Raw genomic sequence first — 15,381 nt, 5'->3', positions numbered from 1 at the left:
CTTACAACATGAAGCGAATTTGATAATTAATAACGTAATCGTCTGTCGGCAATCGAGATGGCGATTGCAAAGGAAAGCCCAACGAAACCGAACTGGAGTAATAAGAATGGCGAGTCATGAAACCCAGAGAAGTCCCAAGTAATGAGCCTCTTTCGAACTTATCTTGTGAATCAGGTACAATACTGCCGGTATCCAGTGCTAGAACGGCACTCACCTGCCCAATAACAGGCCACTGTCCCATTTGGTAATTCACCTCATTTCGCCAGTAATACCCTTCATCACCAGAGAGCGAAACTGACTTAAATCCACGTACTGAATATTCACCACCAATACTCATTCTTTGGTTGCCAAATAATGTATCGTTGCTCCATTGTGCAAAGAGTGTTGATGAATAACGCACCGCTGGTAGTAACGGATAGGTATAACTCAGCGTGAGTTCTGCTTTATCAAACTTTGAAACTGGTGCCCCATTAGAGCGACCACTATCGCCCAAAGCATTAAACCAAGTGGTTCCTTTACTGTACTTAGGCATCACCGTGATAAAGCCTTGACCAACTCGCGTGCTCAACTCCATCCCAACACTGAAATGAGTGAGATTTCGGCTGCTGCTATCGAGCTTAGTGCCTAATAAATAGTTGTTTTCACGACGATGGCTGAGGTTAGAGCTCAACGTCGCTTTCGTTTGGCTGTTGCGAAAAAACAGATAATTAGCCCCGAGCTGGTAGACATCAGTCCGCCCATCGGTATCAATACTAAACCCGTTGTTTTCAAACGCGCTTTGGTAACTCGAGTAAGTCATCTGATAAGAATAAGTCCAATAGCCAAACGGAAGGTTGGCACTCAAATTGAGGTTTTCCGAATCAAAGCTTGAATTAAATTCACTGCTCTTACCCGTGGATAACGACACTTGCTCCAATCCACCTAAGCCATTTTCTGCACTCGCTGCTGCTGAAAGTTGAGTCTCACCCGTACTTTCACTGCCGCCGTTATTAAATCCAAATGATCCACTAACAAGACCTTGATCCTGTGTTTGAATATCAACAATGCTGTATCCTTGCTGCTGTGCAGGCAGCAATTTAATCTGCGCGTTATATCGACTAAGGCGGTTGATTTGATCCAAACCTTGCTCGATATCTCTCAAATTCAGCTTACGACCAGCCAGAGATGGAAACGCAAATTTCAGCATGCTACTTGGCTGTCCATTGAGTTGAACCTCTTGTAACTTACCCTCCAAAATCACCATATTTAACACACCACTGTTAAGATCTTGCGGCGTTAAATAGGCGCGAGAGGTCACATAACCATGCTCAATATAGTAATTGGTTATGTTTCGCAATAAACCATTAATCCCACCCAAACCTAAACATGTTGGTGTGAAACGAATATGCTGGTTAAGCGCCTCATCACTGAATAGTTCATTCCCTGAATAAGTAATGCTGTTTATCTCAAAGCATGTACTGTCATCTTCATTTGACGTGTCAGGAAGTGTGGGTAACGGGGTGAGGTTTTCCAGTTGGTTTTGTTGTTGTTTTATATTTTCTAATCGCTGCTGCTGCTGAGCTTCGATTTCATTTTGTACGCTAGGAGGGAGAGGCGCGGAAGAAACAAAAAATGAAATCCAATAAAGCAGCGAAACGAAAAATACGATTTTCAGCTTCAACAATAACCCATACTTTAGTTTATAAATTTGGACGTTTTTAATTCAAAATTGTTGAAAGGTTCACCAAAACAAACCAAAATTGTGATTAGAATCACAATAAAGTACTATGTAATCGATTACTCATTTTTTATTTAATTTTTCAGAAAAACGGTCGCCCCTTCCTGCCTCTAAAAATCCCTTTCGGTAAAAATATCGGGCTGCTATTAACGTGAATCCGTGTCGAGCGACAGGGAAAATCCGTTATTTGTTAGCCACATTTCACACTATGCTTAGAGGCAGAAGGTAAACGTCTTCTTTTGGTTCAAGAAATTGACTGGCTAGATGCCATGGATTTTGCGCTTTCCCTTAACATTTTGTTATCTTATGCACGATAAAAATTGCCACTTTTAAATAGGTTATACGCTCATGCGGTCTTTGATAGTTTTACTCCTTTCTTCTCTATGTGCTGTGTTTACCGCTCACGCAGAAGATACACAAAAATACTCGCGTTCCGATATGCTCGACCGCCCGCTTATGGAGCGCTACATTCTTGACGAGCTCAAGTCACTGCGTACCGAACAACAAGATCTCGAAAGAAAGTTAACGGTTGAAATTACCGACCGAGAACTCGCGGTTGCCGATAAATCGCTCAATTATGCTAACGTTACCGTCACCTATTTCTTCTACATCATTGCAGGTGTAGCGTCCATGGTCGCGCTGTTTGGCTGGCAGTCACTGCGTGATATCAAACACAACACCAAAGAAATGGCGGATAAGCGTCTCGATAAGATAGCGCAAGACTACGAGAAAAAATTTCTCGCCTTGGAACGTGACTTAAAACGTAAAACTCGCATCATCAGTGAAAACAACAAAGAGATTGAAAAAATCAACGAAATCCATAACTTGTGGTTGCGAGCTCAAAGCATGCCGACGCCTGAGCAACGCATTGAGGTGTATGATGAAATTTTACGTATTCGTCCTGGTGACTTAGAAGCGCTCACCTATAAAGCGGATGCGGCGATGGAAATCAACGAGTACCACTGGGCTATGAGTATTTGTAACCGAGTACTGGAAGTTGATGATGCGAACGGCCCAGCACTGTATCAACGTGCTTGTGCGTATTCACGATTAGGCGCTGAAGATCAAGCAGTCGAAGATTTGGAACGCGCGATCGAAGCCAGCCCATCAGTTCGTGATTTGATTTCCGATGAAAAAGACCTCGAGCCACTGCATGGTCACCGCCGCTTTGATGCCTTAATCGCCGGCGATCATATCGATAAGACCGAACCACATAACTGATTAATTAACAATTAACGCGGAAGTTTGCTGATGAAAATTAGCTTTAATTGGGAAGATGCCAGCCAAGTATTTGTCGGCGCTTTCGCGTTAGCGGTGCCTATTTCATTTTCAGAAGAAGCATGGCAACTGGGGGAAACTCTGCCTCTCACAAACCTAGCCATGCTGTTCAGTTTATCGGTTCTGTTCCTTGCTATCTTCACCTACCAAAGTGTGTTTCAACAAAACATTCGCCACCGCGTGCCCGTATTTCTGTTGCGGATTGTGATTGCTTATCTGATTGCCGCACTTGTTGCTGCTTTGGTGCTATTTTGCCTCGATAAACTGCCTATTTTGACGGACCCCCTAACAGCCTTTCGACGCATTGTTGTCGTTACCATGCCCGCATCGATGGGCGCCATCGTCGTGGATAGCTTTGATAAAGAATAGTAATAAAACACTGTACAATTTAAAGTAAAATCAATGATTTATATTGAGAATACCATACAGTATCACCTTCACACTTTTCCCTTCTTTTGTAATCATCCTCCCAAATCCAGACGATAAAAATCGATTTCTTAAGTCAATCTTAAGTTCCCCTCATTATGCTGACGCAGTGGTTGTTAAGTCTCGTTATAAAAATAAACCAATGGTGCAGCAAAGGAACTTACTTAGCTATGAATCAGCAAATAAATTCGGCCCAAAATACCAATCATATCAGTCTAAAGCAGCGGCTCGGCCCTCTTTACCCGGTGATCATGGCTAGCCTCGCTGTGATGGTGATTTTTACACTTTCACGACTAGGACTTTCGTTGTGGCAATCTCAGAGAATTGAAGGTTTTTCCTCGTGGTCTTCGATTTTTTTAAGTGGTCTTCGTATTGATTTCGCTTCAGTGTGTTACCTGTTTATTCTTCCTGCTTTTCTTTCAGCGCTGATTACCGGAAATCACCCCCTAGGACACATCTGGCGCTGGGTGTTACGCCTGTGGATCGTCGGCGGTTTATGGCTCGCGGTGTATATGGAAGCCGCAACGCCTGCTTTCATTAACGAATACGATTTACGCCCCAATCGCCTGTTTATCGAATATCTTATCTATCCAAAAGAAGTATTTAGCATGCTTTGGTCTGGCTACAAATTGGAATTGTTGCTAGGCGCCGTCGTCAGTGTGGCGACGATTGTTTTTGGGTGGAAATGGAGCCGTACGTTGACGCAAGACCTTTCTTTTCCTAAGTGGTATTGGCGTCCTGTGATTGCACTTTGTGTACTGGCTATTGGGGTTATGGGCGCACGCTCTACGCTGGGTCATCGCCCTTTAAACCCAGCGATGGTCGCCTTCTCTAGCGACCCATTGATTAATGACCTTACACTTAATTCATCTTACGCCGTCATTTTTGCTGCCAAACAAATGGGCAGTGAGGCCAATGCCTTTCATTATTACCCCAAGATGGACGAAAGCGACATTGTGGCGCAAATTCGCCAATCAATGAACGTCAACCCAGATGATTTTGTCGATACATCATCGCCAACCTTGGCTTATCGACCAGCCAGCTACAAGGGTAAACAAAAAAACATCGTCATCTTGTTGATGGAGAGCCATGGCGCTCGTTATGTGAAAAGCCTTGGTGGTATTGATGCATCACCAAACATGGATAAGTTAATTGACGAAGGCTGGGCATTCACGCGAATGTATGCTTCAGGGACACGCTCGGTACGTGGCTTAGAGGCAGTCACAACGGGCTTCTCCCCGACTCCGGCTCGCTCCGTGGTGAAACTCGGCAAGAGCCAAACCCAGTTCTTTACGATTGCCGATCTGCTTGCCCAAAATGACTATCACACGCAGTTTATTTATGGTGGAGAGAGCCACTTCGATAACATGAAGCGTTTCTTCCTTGGCAACGGGTTTGAGGACATTCAAGACCTACCAACCTTTACGAACCCTAAGTTTGTTGGCTCATGGGGTGCCAGCGATCAAGATTTATTTGATAAAGCTGACCAGCAGTTCACTGAGCTTAACAAACAAGATAAGCCGTTCTTTAGCTTGGTGTTTACGTCATCCAATCACAGCCCACATGAATACCCAGACAACACCATTACTCAATATAATCAACCCAAAAACACGGTAGAAAACGCGGTTCATTATGCGGATTTCGCATTGGGTGAGTTTGTCGACAAAGCCAAAAAATCCGATTACTGGGATAACACTGTGTTTGTCGTCGTGGCTGACCACGATGCTCGTACCTTTGGTTCATCTCCGGTGCCAATTGGCCACTTCCACATACCGGCAATTATTTTTGGTGGGGGGATCGAAGCACACAAAGATGACCGCTTGGTGAGCCAAATTGATATTGCCCCGACACTGTTATCTTTGGCTGGTGTCGATAGCGTTAACCCGATGATTGGCTTTGATCTCACTCGAGATATTCCGCAAGAAAAACAGCGTGCGCTGATGCAACGTGACAAAAACTTTGCGTGGATGAATGCCAACAACCAAGTGGTTACCATCTTGCCTGGTCAAGGGATTCGCAGTTATCGCTACGATCCGTCAGCAGATGTGTTGCTCCCCGAACAAGATGACCCCGCGTTAGTCAGTAAAGCACACGCGAATGCGATGTGGGGTAGCCTTGCGTTCAAGAAAGATTACTACGCAGCACAAATAAGCTACATGGCAGACGGCTATCTACTCGCAAAGCAGCCCTAATTGAGCAAGGAATACATCGCATCCATGAAAACAGGACACACAGGTATTAAACGCATTATTTATGCGACGGGTTACTCAATCAAAGGATTAAAAGCGGCTTGGCATAATGAAGCCGCGTTTCGTCAGGAAGGTGTTGCTGCTGTCGTGTTAATCGCGCTGTCTTTCTTTTTGCCGGTGACCAAGCTTGAGCAGTTGGCCATGATCGGCAGCATAGCGCTGATATTAATTGCTGAACTGATGAATTCTGCTATCGAAGCCGTGGTTGATCGCATCAGTGATGAGCATCATGAACTCAGTGGACGAGCCAAAGATATCGGTTCTGCGGCGGTATTTATTGCATTAGCGTTTGCCGCGTTTACTTGGGGTTTTATCTTAATCTAACCGCTCTCGCCGCCTCATTGTTGGGGCGGCCAAACCACCTTAAAGCGCTCAAGCAGTAACTCTCTATCTTCATGCATCGCAATACCCAACTCTTGACATTCCATACTGAAAAAATCCCAGTGCGCCTTTCTCCACCAAGCTAAGGTTTTATCTCCCTCACCTTCTGCTGCGGCAAACGCTGCGCTGACCTTGTCGTATGGACAAGTTTCAAGATCGGTTATTTCGATAATACACAGCGGCAAGTTATTCCAGTCGGTAACAACATGCAAATGCCCCACTTTCGGCATTGCTTCCCCTTGCTCGGTATACCACAGTAGAAGACTGCAACTGGCTTGTTTTTCCCCGTTTACGATAAGTTGGGCACACAGGTTGGCATTGGTTTCATCGGCACAAAAATACCCATCGGTTGCCTCGGCAATACGCTCATCAGAAATGGTCGGGGTTGCGCGCCAATATTCGTCGAGCATCTGTTTTGAAGCCTGTTGCATGTTTGGATCCTTGTACATCATGGTGGTTGTTATACATTCAAGTTGCTGCCAGGGCGAAGCTGACCCAGACTATCATCAGGATTGTATAATTGACATTTTTCGAGAGACAAACAGCCACAGCCAATGCAGCTACCAAGGCTAGTTTGTAAGTTTTTCAGTTTTTGAATTCGCACTTCGAGCAAATCGTGCCACTCAGTCGCCAAGCGCTCCCACTCCGCTTTGCTCGGTGCTTGATGTTTCGGTAAATACTCAAACGCTTGTGCAACCTCGTCTAAGCTCAGCCCGACTTGCTGCGCAGCTTTGATTACTGCAACACGGCGCAAAACACTGCGCTCATATCGGCGCTGATTCCCCGCATTCCGCCCACTGTAAATTAGCCCCCTTTGCTCGTAGAAATGCAAAGTAGAAACCTTTACATTGGTTCGCTTGGCTACCTCTCCAACACTCAATTCCATCAACTGATCCTAAATAATGCTTTACCTCAACCTTACTTGAGGTTTTACAGTGAGCCCAGTTTCTCACTTTTCATTTGCAAGGACTACTTCAATGGACAAGAAATCTCGCCCATATCTCATTGGACGTTTCTTCGATGGCATTTCATCGGGCTTATTTATGATGGCACTACCATGGATCATGTTGCAAACCCCAAATATGGGGACGTTTGTGGCGCTTGTTGCTCTGAGCTGTACCTTAGTGTCGTTTGCTTTAACACCGTATTTTTCGGCGATAATTGACCGTTATTCAAGAAAGCGCGTTCTGCTTATCAACCAGTGTATTCAAGCATCGGTTGCTTTTACTGTGGTGTTCTGTTCCCTACTCAATTGGGATTCAGTTTGGTTATTGGCTAGCGCTCAACTGCTGTTTTGGGTCTCAAGCAATGTGGGGTGGAATGCCAACAATGCATTTACTCAAGAGAACTACAGTAAGAACCAATACGCAAAGATTTCTGGGCAACAAGAAGTTGTGATGCAGGCGACGACGCTTGGTTCTGGCGCCTTAGGCATTCTGTTACTCGCGCAGTGGGGAATGCTCGAATTTGCACTATTTGCAGCTTTAGCATCAAGCCTATCAGCCCTTGCCTACGCACTCACCCCCTATCGGCGTAAACTTCGTACACCACAACAGCAACCTATGTTTGGCGGTAATTGGCAACAACTCAAAACCGAGCTGCGCTTTCGTCGCCGTTTTTATACCGTGGTTTTTCTCTCTGCACTCACCTACCCCATGCTCACCTACCTTTCTAAATTGGTTCCTATTTGGTTCACCGAGCAACATATCGACGGGTATTGGTTTGCGGCTTACAATCTGTGCTTTGGGATGGGCTCATTGATAACAGGTATTGTCGTCAGTCGAATCTTAAACCGCTGGCAAGCACCAAAACTGATTCAATTCGCGCTCTACACGATTACCGGGCTGCTGTTTGCAATGAGTGTTTCGTCGCCCCTTCCTCTGGTACTGCTTACGATGGGGTTTGGTTTTTTCAATGCGCTTAACCGCATTTCAAGAACCAATTGGATGCACCATGAAGTTGACATGCGAATACGCGGACGAATAGATGGGGCGATAAGTATGTTTAGTACTTTATGTCAATCTTTGGGGTATGTGGTTATCGCGTTACTCACTCACGCTCAGATTACGGTGTGGGGGTTCTACCTCGCGGCGATAAGTATGTTGTTGGTCGCGTTGTTTATTCAGCGCCTTAATCGGCCAGAAGTCTGCACTGAGCAAGTCTTGGGATGAAGGAGTCTTGATGTGGCATCAACACACACGATGTCACTGCAGCGAGGGAAACTCGTGAATATTAAACGCAAAAAAGCCGGCTTATTACCGGCTTCTGAAATCTCAATATAATGAATGCTTGTCGCTTTTAGCAAAAAGCACCTAAAGCACCTAAAGCACTATTTATCAATCGACATGCCAATCCCATCGAGCTTGTCTCGAAATTCATCAATCGAATCGGCTTTGTAAGTGGGGGAGCCATTAAAGTAACGAGGTTTTTCTGGGAGCATTGCGTTTTTCAACTGTTTTTCTTGTTCAATATCATCATGATAGACAGTTACTCGATGAGGAATATCCTGCTTAAACGTAGCCATTAGCATCTCCTTGTCCTGACGTAGTTTCATGTTTAAGCGTAGTTTATTCAGCTCGGCTGTCAAAAATTATACGGTGTCTCTGACCAACTATTGACATAACATGACTCCGCTTAGCACTTGAAACTCAAGACAAAACGCCAACAGCATCCGCTACAACTCTCGAGTCATAAACAAGCTATACGGGTCAAGTTGATAGTCACCGAACGGTTCACACTCGTTAAAACGATAGCGATGATATAGTCGGCGTGCTGGGGAGAAAAACGCCATCGAACCGGTTTCTAGACTTAAGCGCTGATAGCCTTCACCCTTGGCGTGCTCGATGATGTGCTCAAGTAATTTAGACGCCACGCCTTGTTTCCTCGCTAATGCCGTGGTGCGCATCGACTTAATTTCCCCATGATGCTGGTCAAGTTGCTTTAACGCGCCACACCCGAGTAGTTGCTCATCTTCCCAGACGGTCCAAAACGTCACACTTGGGTGCTTAAGCCCAGAAACATCGAGCGCATGAACACTTTCCTCCGGAGAGTTTGAATTCATGTCATTCAAATGTTGTTGGAGTAATTCAAGCACTTGTGGGTGCGTTAATGGATCAGTTTTTATTTCCATATCCCTATGTCCTAAATACGGCTGAACTTTTCAACCAATAGAACATATCAAATGTTTTTTGCCATGTAACTCAAATTACCAATAACGTTCATAAACAATGTGGCCACCGGTTTTAACGCGATACTTCTCCAGCCCCAGTTCTTTAAGTACCGGCAACGTATCTTTGATCATCTGTGGGTTACCACACAACATGACAAAACTTTCGTCAGCAGAAAGATCAACGCCGGTGTGTTGACTCAGTGCCCCACTGGCAATCAGTTGAGGAATACGACCACTGAGATACTCTGTCGGCTCACGACTGACAATAGGAACGTATTGCAGCCGACCATCATATAGTTGGATGAGTTGTTGAATAAGATATTGATACACCAGATCAGCACGATGGCGAACGGCATGCACCAAGATGATTTTCTCACAGCGTGGGCGCAGATGAATATCATCGAGCAGTGACAAAAAGGGGCCAATACCCGTACCAGACGACAAAAGCCAAAGATCGTTGGCACGTTTAGGAATCACTTCGCCGAGCAAGTCACCATTGGCACGCGTACCCACATATAATGACTGACCAACGTTCAAAGCTTGTAGCTGCGGGCTGAGCTGGCCTTGAGGATTGGCGATGATTAGGAATTCCAGCATGTCACTGGTACTCAATGGCGCATTGACCACCGAGTAAGCTCGGCTCACAAGCTTTCCCTCAGCATTAGGTAATGCCAATTTGGTAAATTGTCCGGCTTTAAACGACAAGTCAGCACCCGAGACACGTAAGCTGAACAGTTCTGATGTCCAGTCGGTTCGTTGCGTCACCGTAGCGGATTGGAATCCAGGGTAATTCAACATCTTGACGCCTCCATCGACTGCGAAGATAACATCAAACTAACGCGATGCTAACGCGCAGTAAAGCAGTGAATTCCACCAATTAACTTTGATCACATTTTTATAACAATTCTTATTTTTTGTACAGCGTCAGAGTTAGAATAAAGATTCTAATTGTGATGAAAGCAGGACAACGTCATGGCTGAATCTGACTTACTACAAGACTACCCGGTACGCACCGAAATCTCTGTCGCATGGGGAGAAATGGATGCGTTACAGCATGTTAACAACGCGGTGTATTTTCGCTATTTTGAAACTGCCAGAATTGATTACTGCCAAGCAATCCATCTAATGGAAACCTTGGCATCAATGAACGTTGGCCCAGTCGTTAGTGAAACCCAGTGTCGCTATAAAATGCCCGTCACCTTTCCAGATACACTGACTGTCGGTTCGAAAGTCATTGAAATGAGGGATGACCGCTTTACGATGGAATACGCTATCGTCAGCGCCAAGCACCAAGTAATCACCACAGTTGGCCGCGCAACGATTGTGATGTTTGACTTTAAAAGTGATCAAAAGGCCGCCATACCGAAAGTAGTAAGAGAGTACATCACCAAGGTCGAAGCTCGTGATCCACTCTAAACTCAGGCTACCATTCACACTGTAAATTGCGCTGCTTGTCTGTTATCGGCTATGTAAAAGTATCGGCTGCATAAAAGCCTTTTGCTTTTTAAGGTGGATACTTCACAATGCATGGGTTTGTTTTTATTTTCCCCATAACGTTCAGTGAGTCACCATGCAGATAGCCAGCCAAACTTTTGTCGATCAGGGTCTAAAATATACCCCTAAATTTTATACGCTCCCACTGAATCATAATGATTCAAATCAAGGTAATATTGAGGTGTTCGTTCGTGAAGTCACCTACGCTGATGGTAGCAATCACGACAAACCTTGGCTGGTCTATTTTCAAGGCGGTCCTGGCTTCCCTTCGCCGCGCCCTAACGGACACAATGGTTGGATAAAGCGAGCACTAAAAGATTATCGCGTGTTACTGCTCGATCAACGAGGCACCGGTCATAGCAGTGTTATCACCCATCAAACGCTCGCCGCATTTGACTCAGAGCAGCAAGCAGACTACCTCAGTCATTTTCGCGCCGATAATATTGTCCGCGATGCAGAACATATTCGTCAGGAAATGGGGGTAGAAAAATGGGCAATTTTAGGTCAAAGCTTTGGCGGGTTTTGCTCACTCACCTATCTTTCGATGTTTCCAAGCAGTTTGCTACGCAGTTACATTACCGGCGGTGTACCGTCCATTTATCCCGATGCAGATACCGTTTATCAAGCCACGTTTGAACGCGTTAAAGAGAAGAATCACGCTTTCTTTCGCCAATTTCCGTTAGCGCAAACATTGTGTCAGCGTATTGCGGCTCATCTGATGGATAACGAAGAGTTTCTGCCTAATGGTCAACGATTTACGGTCGAACAATTCCAACAAATTGGCATCAGTTTCGGCATGAGTGACACGTTTCTTCCTACCTATTACGCCCTTGAAAACGCGTTGATTGATATCAATGGCAAAAGCGTCATGCGCTATGAATTTCTCGATTTGATGCTTCAACACCAAGGGTTTCAAACCCACCCCATTTACGCCATTTTGCATGAAGCGATTTATTGCCAAGATGCCGCATCCAACTGGAGTGCTCATCGTGTACGTCAATCTTATCCGGAGTTTAACTATCAGCCGGGGCAGGCTTTCTACTTTACCGGCGAAATGGTCTTTCCATGGATGTTCGAACAATACCAATGCTTGAAACCGCTGCAACCTGCCGCTGAACGTCTGGCACAAAAAGCCGACTGGGGCAAGCTCTATGATCCAGAAGTACTGGCAAATAATACCGTACCAATGACCTGCGCCGTTTACGCAGATGACATGTTTGTCGATATGGATTTGAGCCGTCAAACGCTAAAACACGTGGCCAATAGCCAAGCTTGGATCACCAACCAATATGAGCATAATGGGTTGCGAGCAGATGGTGAACACATTCTTGACCGACTGATCGCCATGGGCGATCAAATTGCCGCCAACCAAGCTTAGCCTCGATTTCTTTTGCTTTTCATCACCTTGTGTCAGTCGATACCGGGTGATGAGTGAAGCTCTAAGCTCTCTGACGTTTTGGCTTAATATTGACCTTAAACCCTGTAGGTATTTGTCATGGTGAAGCTCGGCTATAATGCGCCGCGTTATCCCATTATCTTCCATTAAAGGAACCTTTTATGAGTCAATACGTCGTATGCGCGCTTTACAAATTTGTCGAGCTCGAAGACTTCCAAGCATTGCAAGCACCATTAACCGCATTGATGGAACAGCACGAGATTCGTGGCACGCTGTTGTTGGCCAAGGAAGGAATCAACGGCACGGTAGCAGCCAAACGCAGCGGCATTGATGCCCTACTCGCTTGGTTAGAAGCAGAACCTAGGCTCACAGGCACAGTAAGCAAAGAGTCGTACTCCGACGAGCAGCCTTTCAACCGGACCAAAGTCAAACTCAAAAAAGAGATTGTAACCATGGGCGTTGAAGGCATCGATCCCCGTCACGTGGTGGGTACTTATGTCAAACCAAGCGAATGGAACCAACTGATTTCAGATCCAGAAGTCCTGCTGATTGATACGCGTAATGATTATGAAGTCGAATTGGGAACCTTTAAAAACGCCGTGAATCCGCATACCGATACGTTTAGAGAGTTTCCTAAATATGTTGAAGAGCATCTTGACCCAAATAAACATAAAAAGGTCGCCATGTTCTGTACCGGTGGTATTCGCTGCGAAAAATCAACGGCTTACTTAAAAGAACAAGGCTTTGATGAGGTTTATCACCTTGAAGGTGGTATTTTGAAATACCTTGAAGACACGCCTCAGGAGCAAAGCCTATGGGAAGGCGATTGCTATGTGTTTGACGGGCGTGTGGCGGTCAATCATGCTCTTGAACAAAGCGAGTACGATGTCTGCAACGCGTGTCGCCTGCCGATTACCGATGAAGACAAATGTTCGGAGAAATATGAACAAGGCGTAAGCTGCCCTAAATGTTATGGCACCCATAGTGACGAACAAATCGCTCGTTTCCGCGAGCGTGAAAAGCAGGTCACGCTTGCCAAACAGCGAGGTGAAGATCATGTGGGGGGCGATGTGCAAAAAGTGATGGAACAACGCCGACAACAAAAATTAAGCTTGAAAGAGCAACAGCGAAAAACCAAATAATGTTGATGAAGCCGCCTCATTCGTTAGGCGGCTTTTTTATTGCCTTTATTCTCATCGCGCCTGAGGCATATTTATTTCTGCTAAGGTTTATGTCATCTTGTTGGAAAACAACATAAATAAAAGGAAGTCTCCATGAGTAAGATCTACGATATTGAGGTTACCTCAATTGATGGAAAAGCACTGACCCTGTCACAATATCAAGGCAAGGTTTTATTGGTCGTCAACGTTGCGTCAGAATGTGGCTTAACACCTCAGTACGAAGCGCTTGAAGCGTTGTACAAACAGAAGAAAGATCAAGGTTTAGAAATCCTCGGGTTCCCATGTAACCAATTTGGCGCTCAAGAACCAGGAAGCGAAGCCGAAATTCAAAACTTCTGTACCGCTAATTTCGGCGTTGAATTCCCAATGTTTAGCAAAATTGATGTCAACGGTGATAACCGCCATCCTTTATACCAACAGTTACTTAGCGAGATTCCGGAGCGTACCTTCGCCCCAGATAGCGGCTTTGTGGAAAAATTGAAAGGTCACGGTATTGAAGGCAAAGAAGGCGATATCCTTTGGAACTTTGAGAAGTTCTTAATCAATAAACAAGGCCAAGTCGTTGGTCACTTTGCTCCTGACATGACACCGGATCACCCAATCTTACAGCAAGCGATCGATAAAGCTTTAGTCGAATAGTCTAGGCACTCAAAGCCAGTCAACGCCGCACTCGCGGCGTTTTTATTTCGCCACTCTTTCCCCAACGCCTTACACCGTATTGCACAAGCTTCTGGCTTGATTCTAAACATTCATATTCGGCTAACAAATCCTTATCAACCTCACAAATTTGTTTTACTTGTCGAATAAAAACGAGATAATCGTCACACTATCAACCCCAAACTAACGATTGAGTTTTATGACGCAACCTACTTCTGCGCCTGATAACGCACCGCGCAGTGTCCAATATTGGCGAGTCTTTGCCTTAGGTTTCAGCGCCTTTATTTTTAACACCACTGAATTTGTGCCTGTCGGTTTGCTTTCTGACATTGCACGCGACTTCGATATTCGCCCGGCATCTGCCGGTTGGATGTTGACCATCTACGCTTGGATCGTAGCATCGATGTCACTACCGATGATGATGCTCACCAGCAAAATTGAACGCAAAACCTTGCTGATCGGCGTATTCACTCTATTTATCGTCAGCCATATTTTTTCGGTGTTTGCATGGAGCTTTGAATCTCTCATTGCCAGTCGAATCGGTATCGCTTTTGCGCATGCGGTGTTTTGGTCAATAACGGCTTCCATTGCGATTCGCGTTGCCCCTCCTGGCAAAAAGACACTCGCTCTCAGTGTGCTCGCTACCGGAACCTCATTAGCGATGGTCATGGGTGTGCCACTTGGTCGTATCATCGGACAGTGGGCGGGTTGGCGAATGACCTTTGCAGTCATCGGAGTCTGTGCATTATTGGTCATGTTGACCTTGATGCGGTTACTGCCACGCCTACCGAGTTTGTTTAGCGGGACCACCAAAAAACTGCCAGAACTCCTAAAAAATCCAGCGCTAATGGGAATGTATTTCTTTATCTTTGCCGTATTTAGTGCTCACTATACGGGTTACAGTTATATCGAACCGTTTATGAAACAAGTTGGGTCGGCGAGCGAAAGCTTCACGACACTGCTGCTTTTACTGTTTGGCGGCGCAGGGATTATTGGATCAATCATTTTCGGCACTTGGGGAGAGAAAGCTAATTCGAAGCTATTGCTCTCTGGTACCACCGTCATGAGCATATGTATGGCGCTGATGCTGAGTGTGGTCCACATCAAGTGGGCAACCATTGGTGTCGTCTTGGTATGGGGAACCGCATTGATGCTCATTACCTTAGCCATGCAAGCGAAAGTGCTTAACATTGATACCAATGCCTCTGACATGATTATGTCCATGTTCTCCGGCATCATTAACTTAGGGATAGGTGCTGGCGCACTCATTGGTAGCCAGGTCATTCATCTTCGATCTCTGCATGAAGTCACGTACGCTGGCGCATTGATCGGTGTATTCGCGTTAGTGTGGATTGGTGGGTTACTTGGGCGTTATCGCCATATTCGCTAAATCCAACGATACAAAATAGAAATAAAAAAGTCGCTCATCATGA

Annotated in this window: 16 protein-coding genes; 10 read left to right on the top strand and 6 right to left on the bottom strand. The window is 45.4% G+C overall.

Annotated features, from left to right (window positions below; all coding sequences use genetic code 11):
* Position 1: 1 nt before the first annotated feature.
* On the bottom strand, positions 2 to 1,663 hold the full coding sequence (locus M1D72_RS00255; protein WP_456295098.1) for a ShlB/FhaC/HecB family hemolysin secretion/activation protein: 1,662 nt from the start codon (positions 1,661 to 1,663) through the stop codon (positions 2 to 4).
* A gap of 402 nt (positions 1,664 to 2,065) precedes the next feature.
* Between M1D72_RS00255 and M1D72_RS00250 the strand changes: the two genes are divergently transcribed.
* The 4 genes from M1D72_RS00250 (at position 2,066) to M1D72_RS00235 (ending at position 5,994) form a co-directional block, all read left to right on the top strand.
* Positions 2,066 to 2,938 carry a tetratricopeptide repeat protein gene (locus M1D72_RS00250; protein ID WP_456295097.1) on the top strand — a complete coding sequence of 291 codons (873 nt, stop codon included), beginning with the start codon at positions 2,066 to 2,068 and terminating at the stop codon, positions 2,936 to 2,938.
* A 30-nt stretch (positions 2,939 to 2,968) separates the two neighbouring features.
* On the top strand, positions 2,969 to 3,364 hold the full coding sequence (locus M1D72_RS00245) for a DUF2391 family protein (protein WP_390192671.1): 396 nt from the start codon (positions 2,969 to 2,971) through the stop codon (positions 3,362 to 3,364).
* A gap of 227 nt (positions 3,365 to 3,591) precedes the next feature.
* Positions 3,592 to 5,613 carry an LTA synthase family protein gene (locus M1D72_RS00240; protein WP_456295096.1) on the top strand — a complete coding sequence of 674 codons (2,022 nt, stop codon included), beginning with the start codon at positions 3,592 to 3,594 and terminating at the stop codon, positions 5,611 to 5,613.
* Positions 5,614 to 5,637: 24 nt separating this feature from the next.
* Positions 5,638 to 5,994 (top strand): diacylglycerol kinase, encoded by a 357-nt coding sequence (locus tag M1D72_RS00235; protein ID WP_456295095.1) that lies wholly within the window; start codon positions 5,638 to 5,640, stop codon positions 5,992 to 5,994.
* A gap of 14 nt (positions 5,995 to 6,008) precedes the next feature.
* Here M1D72_RS00235 and M1D72_RS00230 read toward each other — a convergent pair whose 3' ends face one another.
* Complete coding sequence (locus M1D72_RS00230) at positions 6,009 to 6,482, bottom strand: ASCH domain-containing protein (RefSeq protein WP_456295094.1); 474 nt, start codon at positions 6,480 to 6,482, stop codon at positions 6,009 to 6,011.
* Positions 6,483 to 6,511: 29 nt separating this feature from the next.
* Positions 6,512 to 6,937 carry a redox-sensitive transcriptional activator SoxR gene (gene soxR / locus M1D72_RS00225; protein ID WP_456295093.1) on the bottom strand — a complete coding sequence of 142 codons (426 nt, stop codon included), beginning with the start codon at positions 6,935 to 6,937 and terminating at the stop codon, positions 6,512 to 6,514.
* A 91-nt stretch (positions 6,938 to 7,028) separates the two neighbouring features.
* On the opposite strand from soxR, the gene M1D72_RS00220 reads away from it, so the two are divergent.
* The gene (locus tag M1D72_RS00220; RefSeq protein WP_456295092.1) at positions 7,029 to 8,222 is read left to right on the top strand and encodes an MFS transporter; all 1,194 of its coding nucleotides are present in this window, start codon (positions 7,029 to 7,031) and stop codon (positions 8,220 to 8,222) included.
* Positions 8,223 to 8,380: 158 nt separating this feature from the next.
* On the opposite strand, the gene M1D72_RS00215 is transcribed toward M1D72_RS00220, so the two are convergent.
* The 3 genes from M1D72_RS00215 to M1D72_RS00205 all read right to left on the bottom strand — a co-directional run bounded on the left by M1D72_RS00215 (position 8,381) and on the right by M1D72_RS00205 (position 10,018).
* Positions 8,381 to 8,575, bottom strand: a complete 195-nt coding sequence (locus tag M1D72_RS00215; protein WP_390192659.1) for a hypothetical protein — start codon at positions 8,573 to 8,575, stop codon at positions 8,381 to 8,383.
* A gap of 150 nt (positions 8,576 to 8,725) precedes the next feature.
* Positions 8,726 to 9,181 (bottom strand): GNAT family N-acetyltransferase, encoded by a 456-nt coding sequence (locus tag M1D72_RS00210; RefSeq protein ID WP_456295091.1) that lies wholly within the window; start codon positions 9,179 to 9,181, stop codon positions 8,726 to 8,728.
* A gap of 75 nt (positions 9,182 to 9,256) precedes the next feature.
* Positions 9,257 to 10,018 carry a ferredoxin--NADP reductase gene (locus M1D72_RS00205; RefSeq protein WP_390192654.1) on the bottom strand — a complete coding sequence of 254 codons (762 nt, stop codon included), beginning with the start codon at positions 10,016 to 10,018 and terminating at the stop codon, positions 9,257 to 9,259.
* Positions 10,019 to 10,192: 174 nt separating this feature from the next.
* Here M1D72_RS00205 and M1D72_RS00200 point away from each other — a divergent pair, with 174 nt between their 5' ends.
* The 5 genes from M1D72_RS00200 to M1D72_RS00180 all read left to right on the top strand — a co-directional run bounded on the left by M1D72_RS00200 (position 10,193) and on the right by M1D72_RS00180 (position 15,338).
* The gene (locus tag M1D72_RS00200; protein ID WP_456295090.1) at positions 10,193 to 10,636 is read left to right on the top strand and encodes an acyl-CoA thioesterase; all 444 of its coding nucleotides are present in this window, start codon (positions 10,193 to 10,195) and stop codon (positions 10,634 to 10,636) included.
* 154 nt (positions 10,637 to 10,790) lie between these two features.
* Positions 10,791 to 12,092, top strand: a complete 1,302-nt coding sequence (locus M1D72_RS00195) for an alpha/beta fold hydrolase (protein WP_456295089.1) — start codon at positions 10,791 to 10,793, stop codon at positions 12,090 to 12,092.
* 179 nt (positions 12,093 to 12,271) lie between these two features.
* Positions 12,272 to 13,252, top strand: coding sequence for an oxygen-dependent tRNA uridine(34) hydroxylase TrhO (gene trhO, locus M1D72_RS00190; protein ID WP_456295088.1), 981 nt, complete (start codon positions 12,272 to 12,274; stop codon positions 13,250 to 13,252).
* 132 nt (positions 13,253 to 13,384) lie between these two features.
* Positions 13,385 to 13,930: a glutathione peroxidase gene (locus tag M1D72_RS00185; RefSeq protein ID WP_456295087.1), complete on the top strand. Its 546-nt coding sequence runs from the start codon at positions 13,385 to 13,387 to the stop codon at positions 13,928 to 13,930.
* A 217-nt stretch (positions 13,931 to 14,147) separates the two neighbouring features.
* A complete protein-coding gene (locus tag M1D72_RS00180) occupies positions 14,148 to 15,338 on the top strand; it encodes a sugar transporter (RefSeq protein ID WP_390192641.1) in 1,191 nt (396 codons plus the stop codon).
* The last annotated feature ends 43 nt before the right edge of the window (positions 15,339 to 15,381 follow it).

The organism is Vibrio sp. AK197, assembly GCF_053903115.1.
The sequence above is the reverse complement of the archived record's forward strand: the minus strand, read 5'-3'. Positions and strand labels throughout refer to the sequence as shown.

What these genes read in the sequence shown, in the direction of transcription:
- M1D72_RS00250 (WP_456295097.1), top strand. Translation starts at nt 2,066, where the DNA reads ATGCGGTCTTTGATAGTTTTACTCCTTTCTTCTCTATGTGCTGTGTTT.
- M1D72_RS00245 (WP_390192671.1), top strand. Translation starts at nt 2,969, where the DNA reads ATGAAAATTAGCTTTAATTGGGAAGATGCCAGCCAAGTATTTGTCGGC.
- M1D72_RS00240 (WP_456295096.1), top strand. Translation starts at nt 3,592, where the DNA reads ATGAATCAGCAAATAAATTCGGCCCAAAATACCAATCATATCAGTCTA.
- M1D72_RS00235 (WP_456295095.1), top strand. Translation starts at nt 5,638, where the DNA reads ATGAAAACAGGACACACAGGTATTAAACGCATTATTTATGCGACGGGT.
- M1D72_RS00230 (WP_456295094.1), bottom strand. Translation starts at nt 6,482, where the DNA reads ATGCAACAGGCTTCAAAACAGATGCTCGACGAATATTGGCGCGCAACC.
- soxR (WP_456295093.1), bottom strand. Translation starts at nt 6,937, where the DNA reads ATGGAATTGAGTGTTGGAGAGGTAGCCAAGCGAACCAATGTAAAGGTT.
- M1D72_RS00220 (WP_456295092.1), top strand. Translation starts at nt 7,029, where the DNA reads ATGGACAAGAAATCTCGCCCATATCTCATTGGACGTTTCTTCGATGGC.
- M1D72_RS00215 (WP_390192659.1), bottom strand. Translation starts at nt 8,575, where the DNA reads ATGGCTACGTTTAAGCAGGATATTCCTCATCGAGTAACTGTCTATCAT.
- M1D72_RS00210 (WP_456295091.1), bottom strand. Translation starts at nt 9,181, where the DNA reads ATGGAAATAAAAACTGATCCATTAACGCACCCACAAGTGCTTGAATTA.
- M1D72_RS00205 (WP_390192654.1), bottom strand. Translation starts at nt 10,018, where the DNA reads ATGTTGAATTACCCTGGATTCCAATCCGCTACGGTGACGCAACGAACC.
- M1D72_RS00200 (WP_456295090.1), top strand. Translation starts at nt 10,193, where the DNA reads ATGGCTGAATCTGACTTACTACAAGACTACCCGGTACGCACCGAAATC.
- M1D72_RS00195 (WP_456295089.1), top strand. Translation starts at nt 10,791, where the DNA reads ATGCAGATAGCCAGCCAAACTTTTGTCGATCAGGGTCTAAAATATACC.
- trhO (WP_456295088.1), top strand. Translation starts at nt 12,272, where the DNA reads ATGAGTCAATACGTCGTATGCGCGCTTTACAAATTTGTCGAGCTCGAA.
- M1D72_RS00185 (WP_456295087.1), top strand. Translation starts at nt 13,385, where the DNA reads ATGAGTAAGATCTACGATATTGAGGTTACCTCAATTGATGGAAAAGCA.
- M1D72_RS00180 (WP_390192641.1), top strand. Translation starts at nt 14,148, where the DNA reads ATGACGCAACCTACTTCTGCGCCTGATAACGCACCGCGCAGTGTCCAA.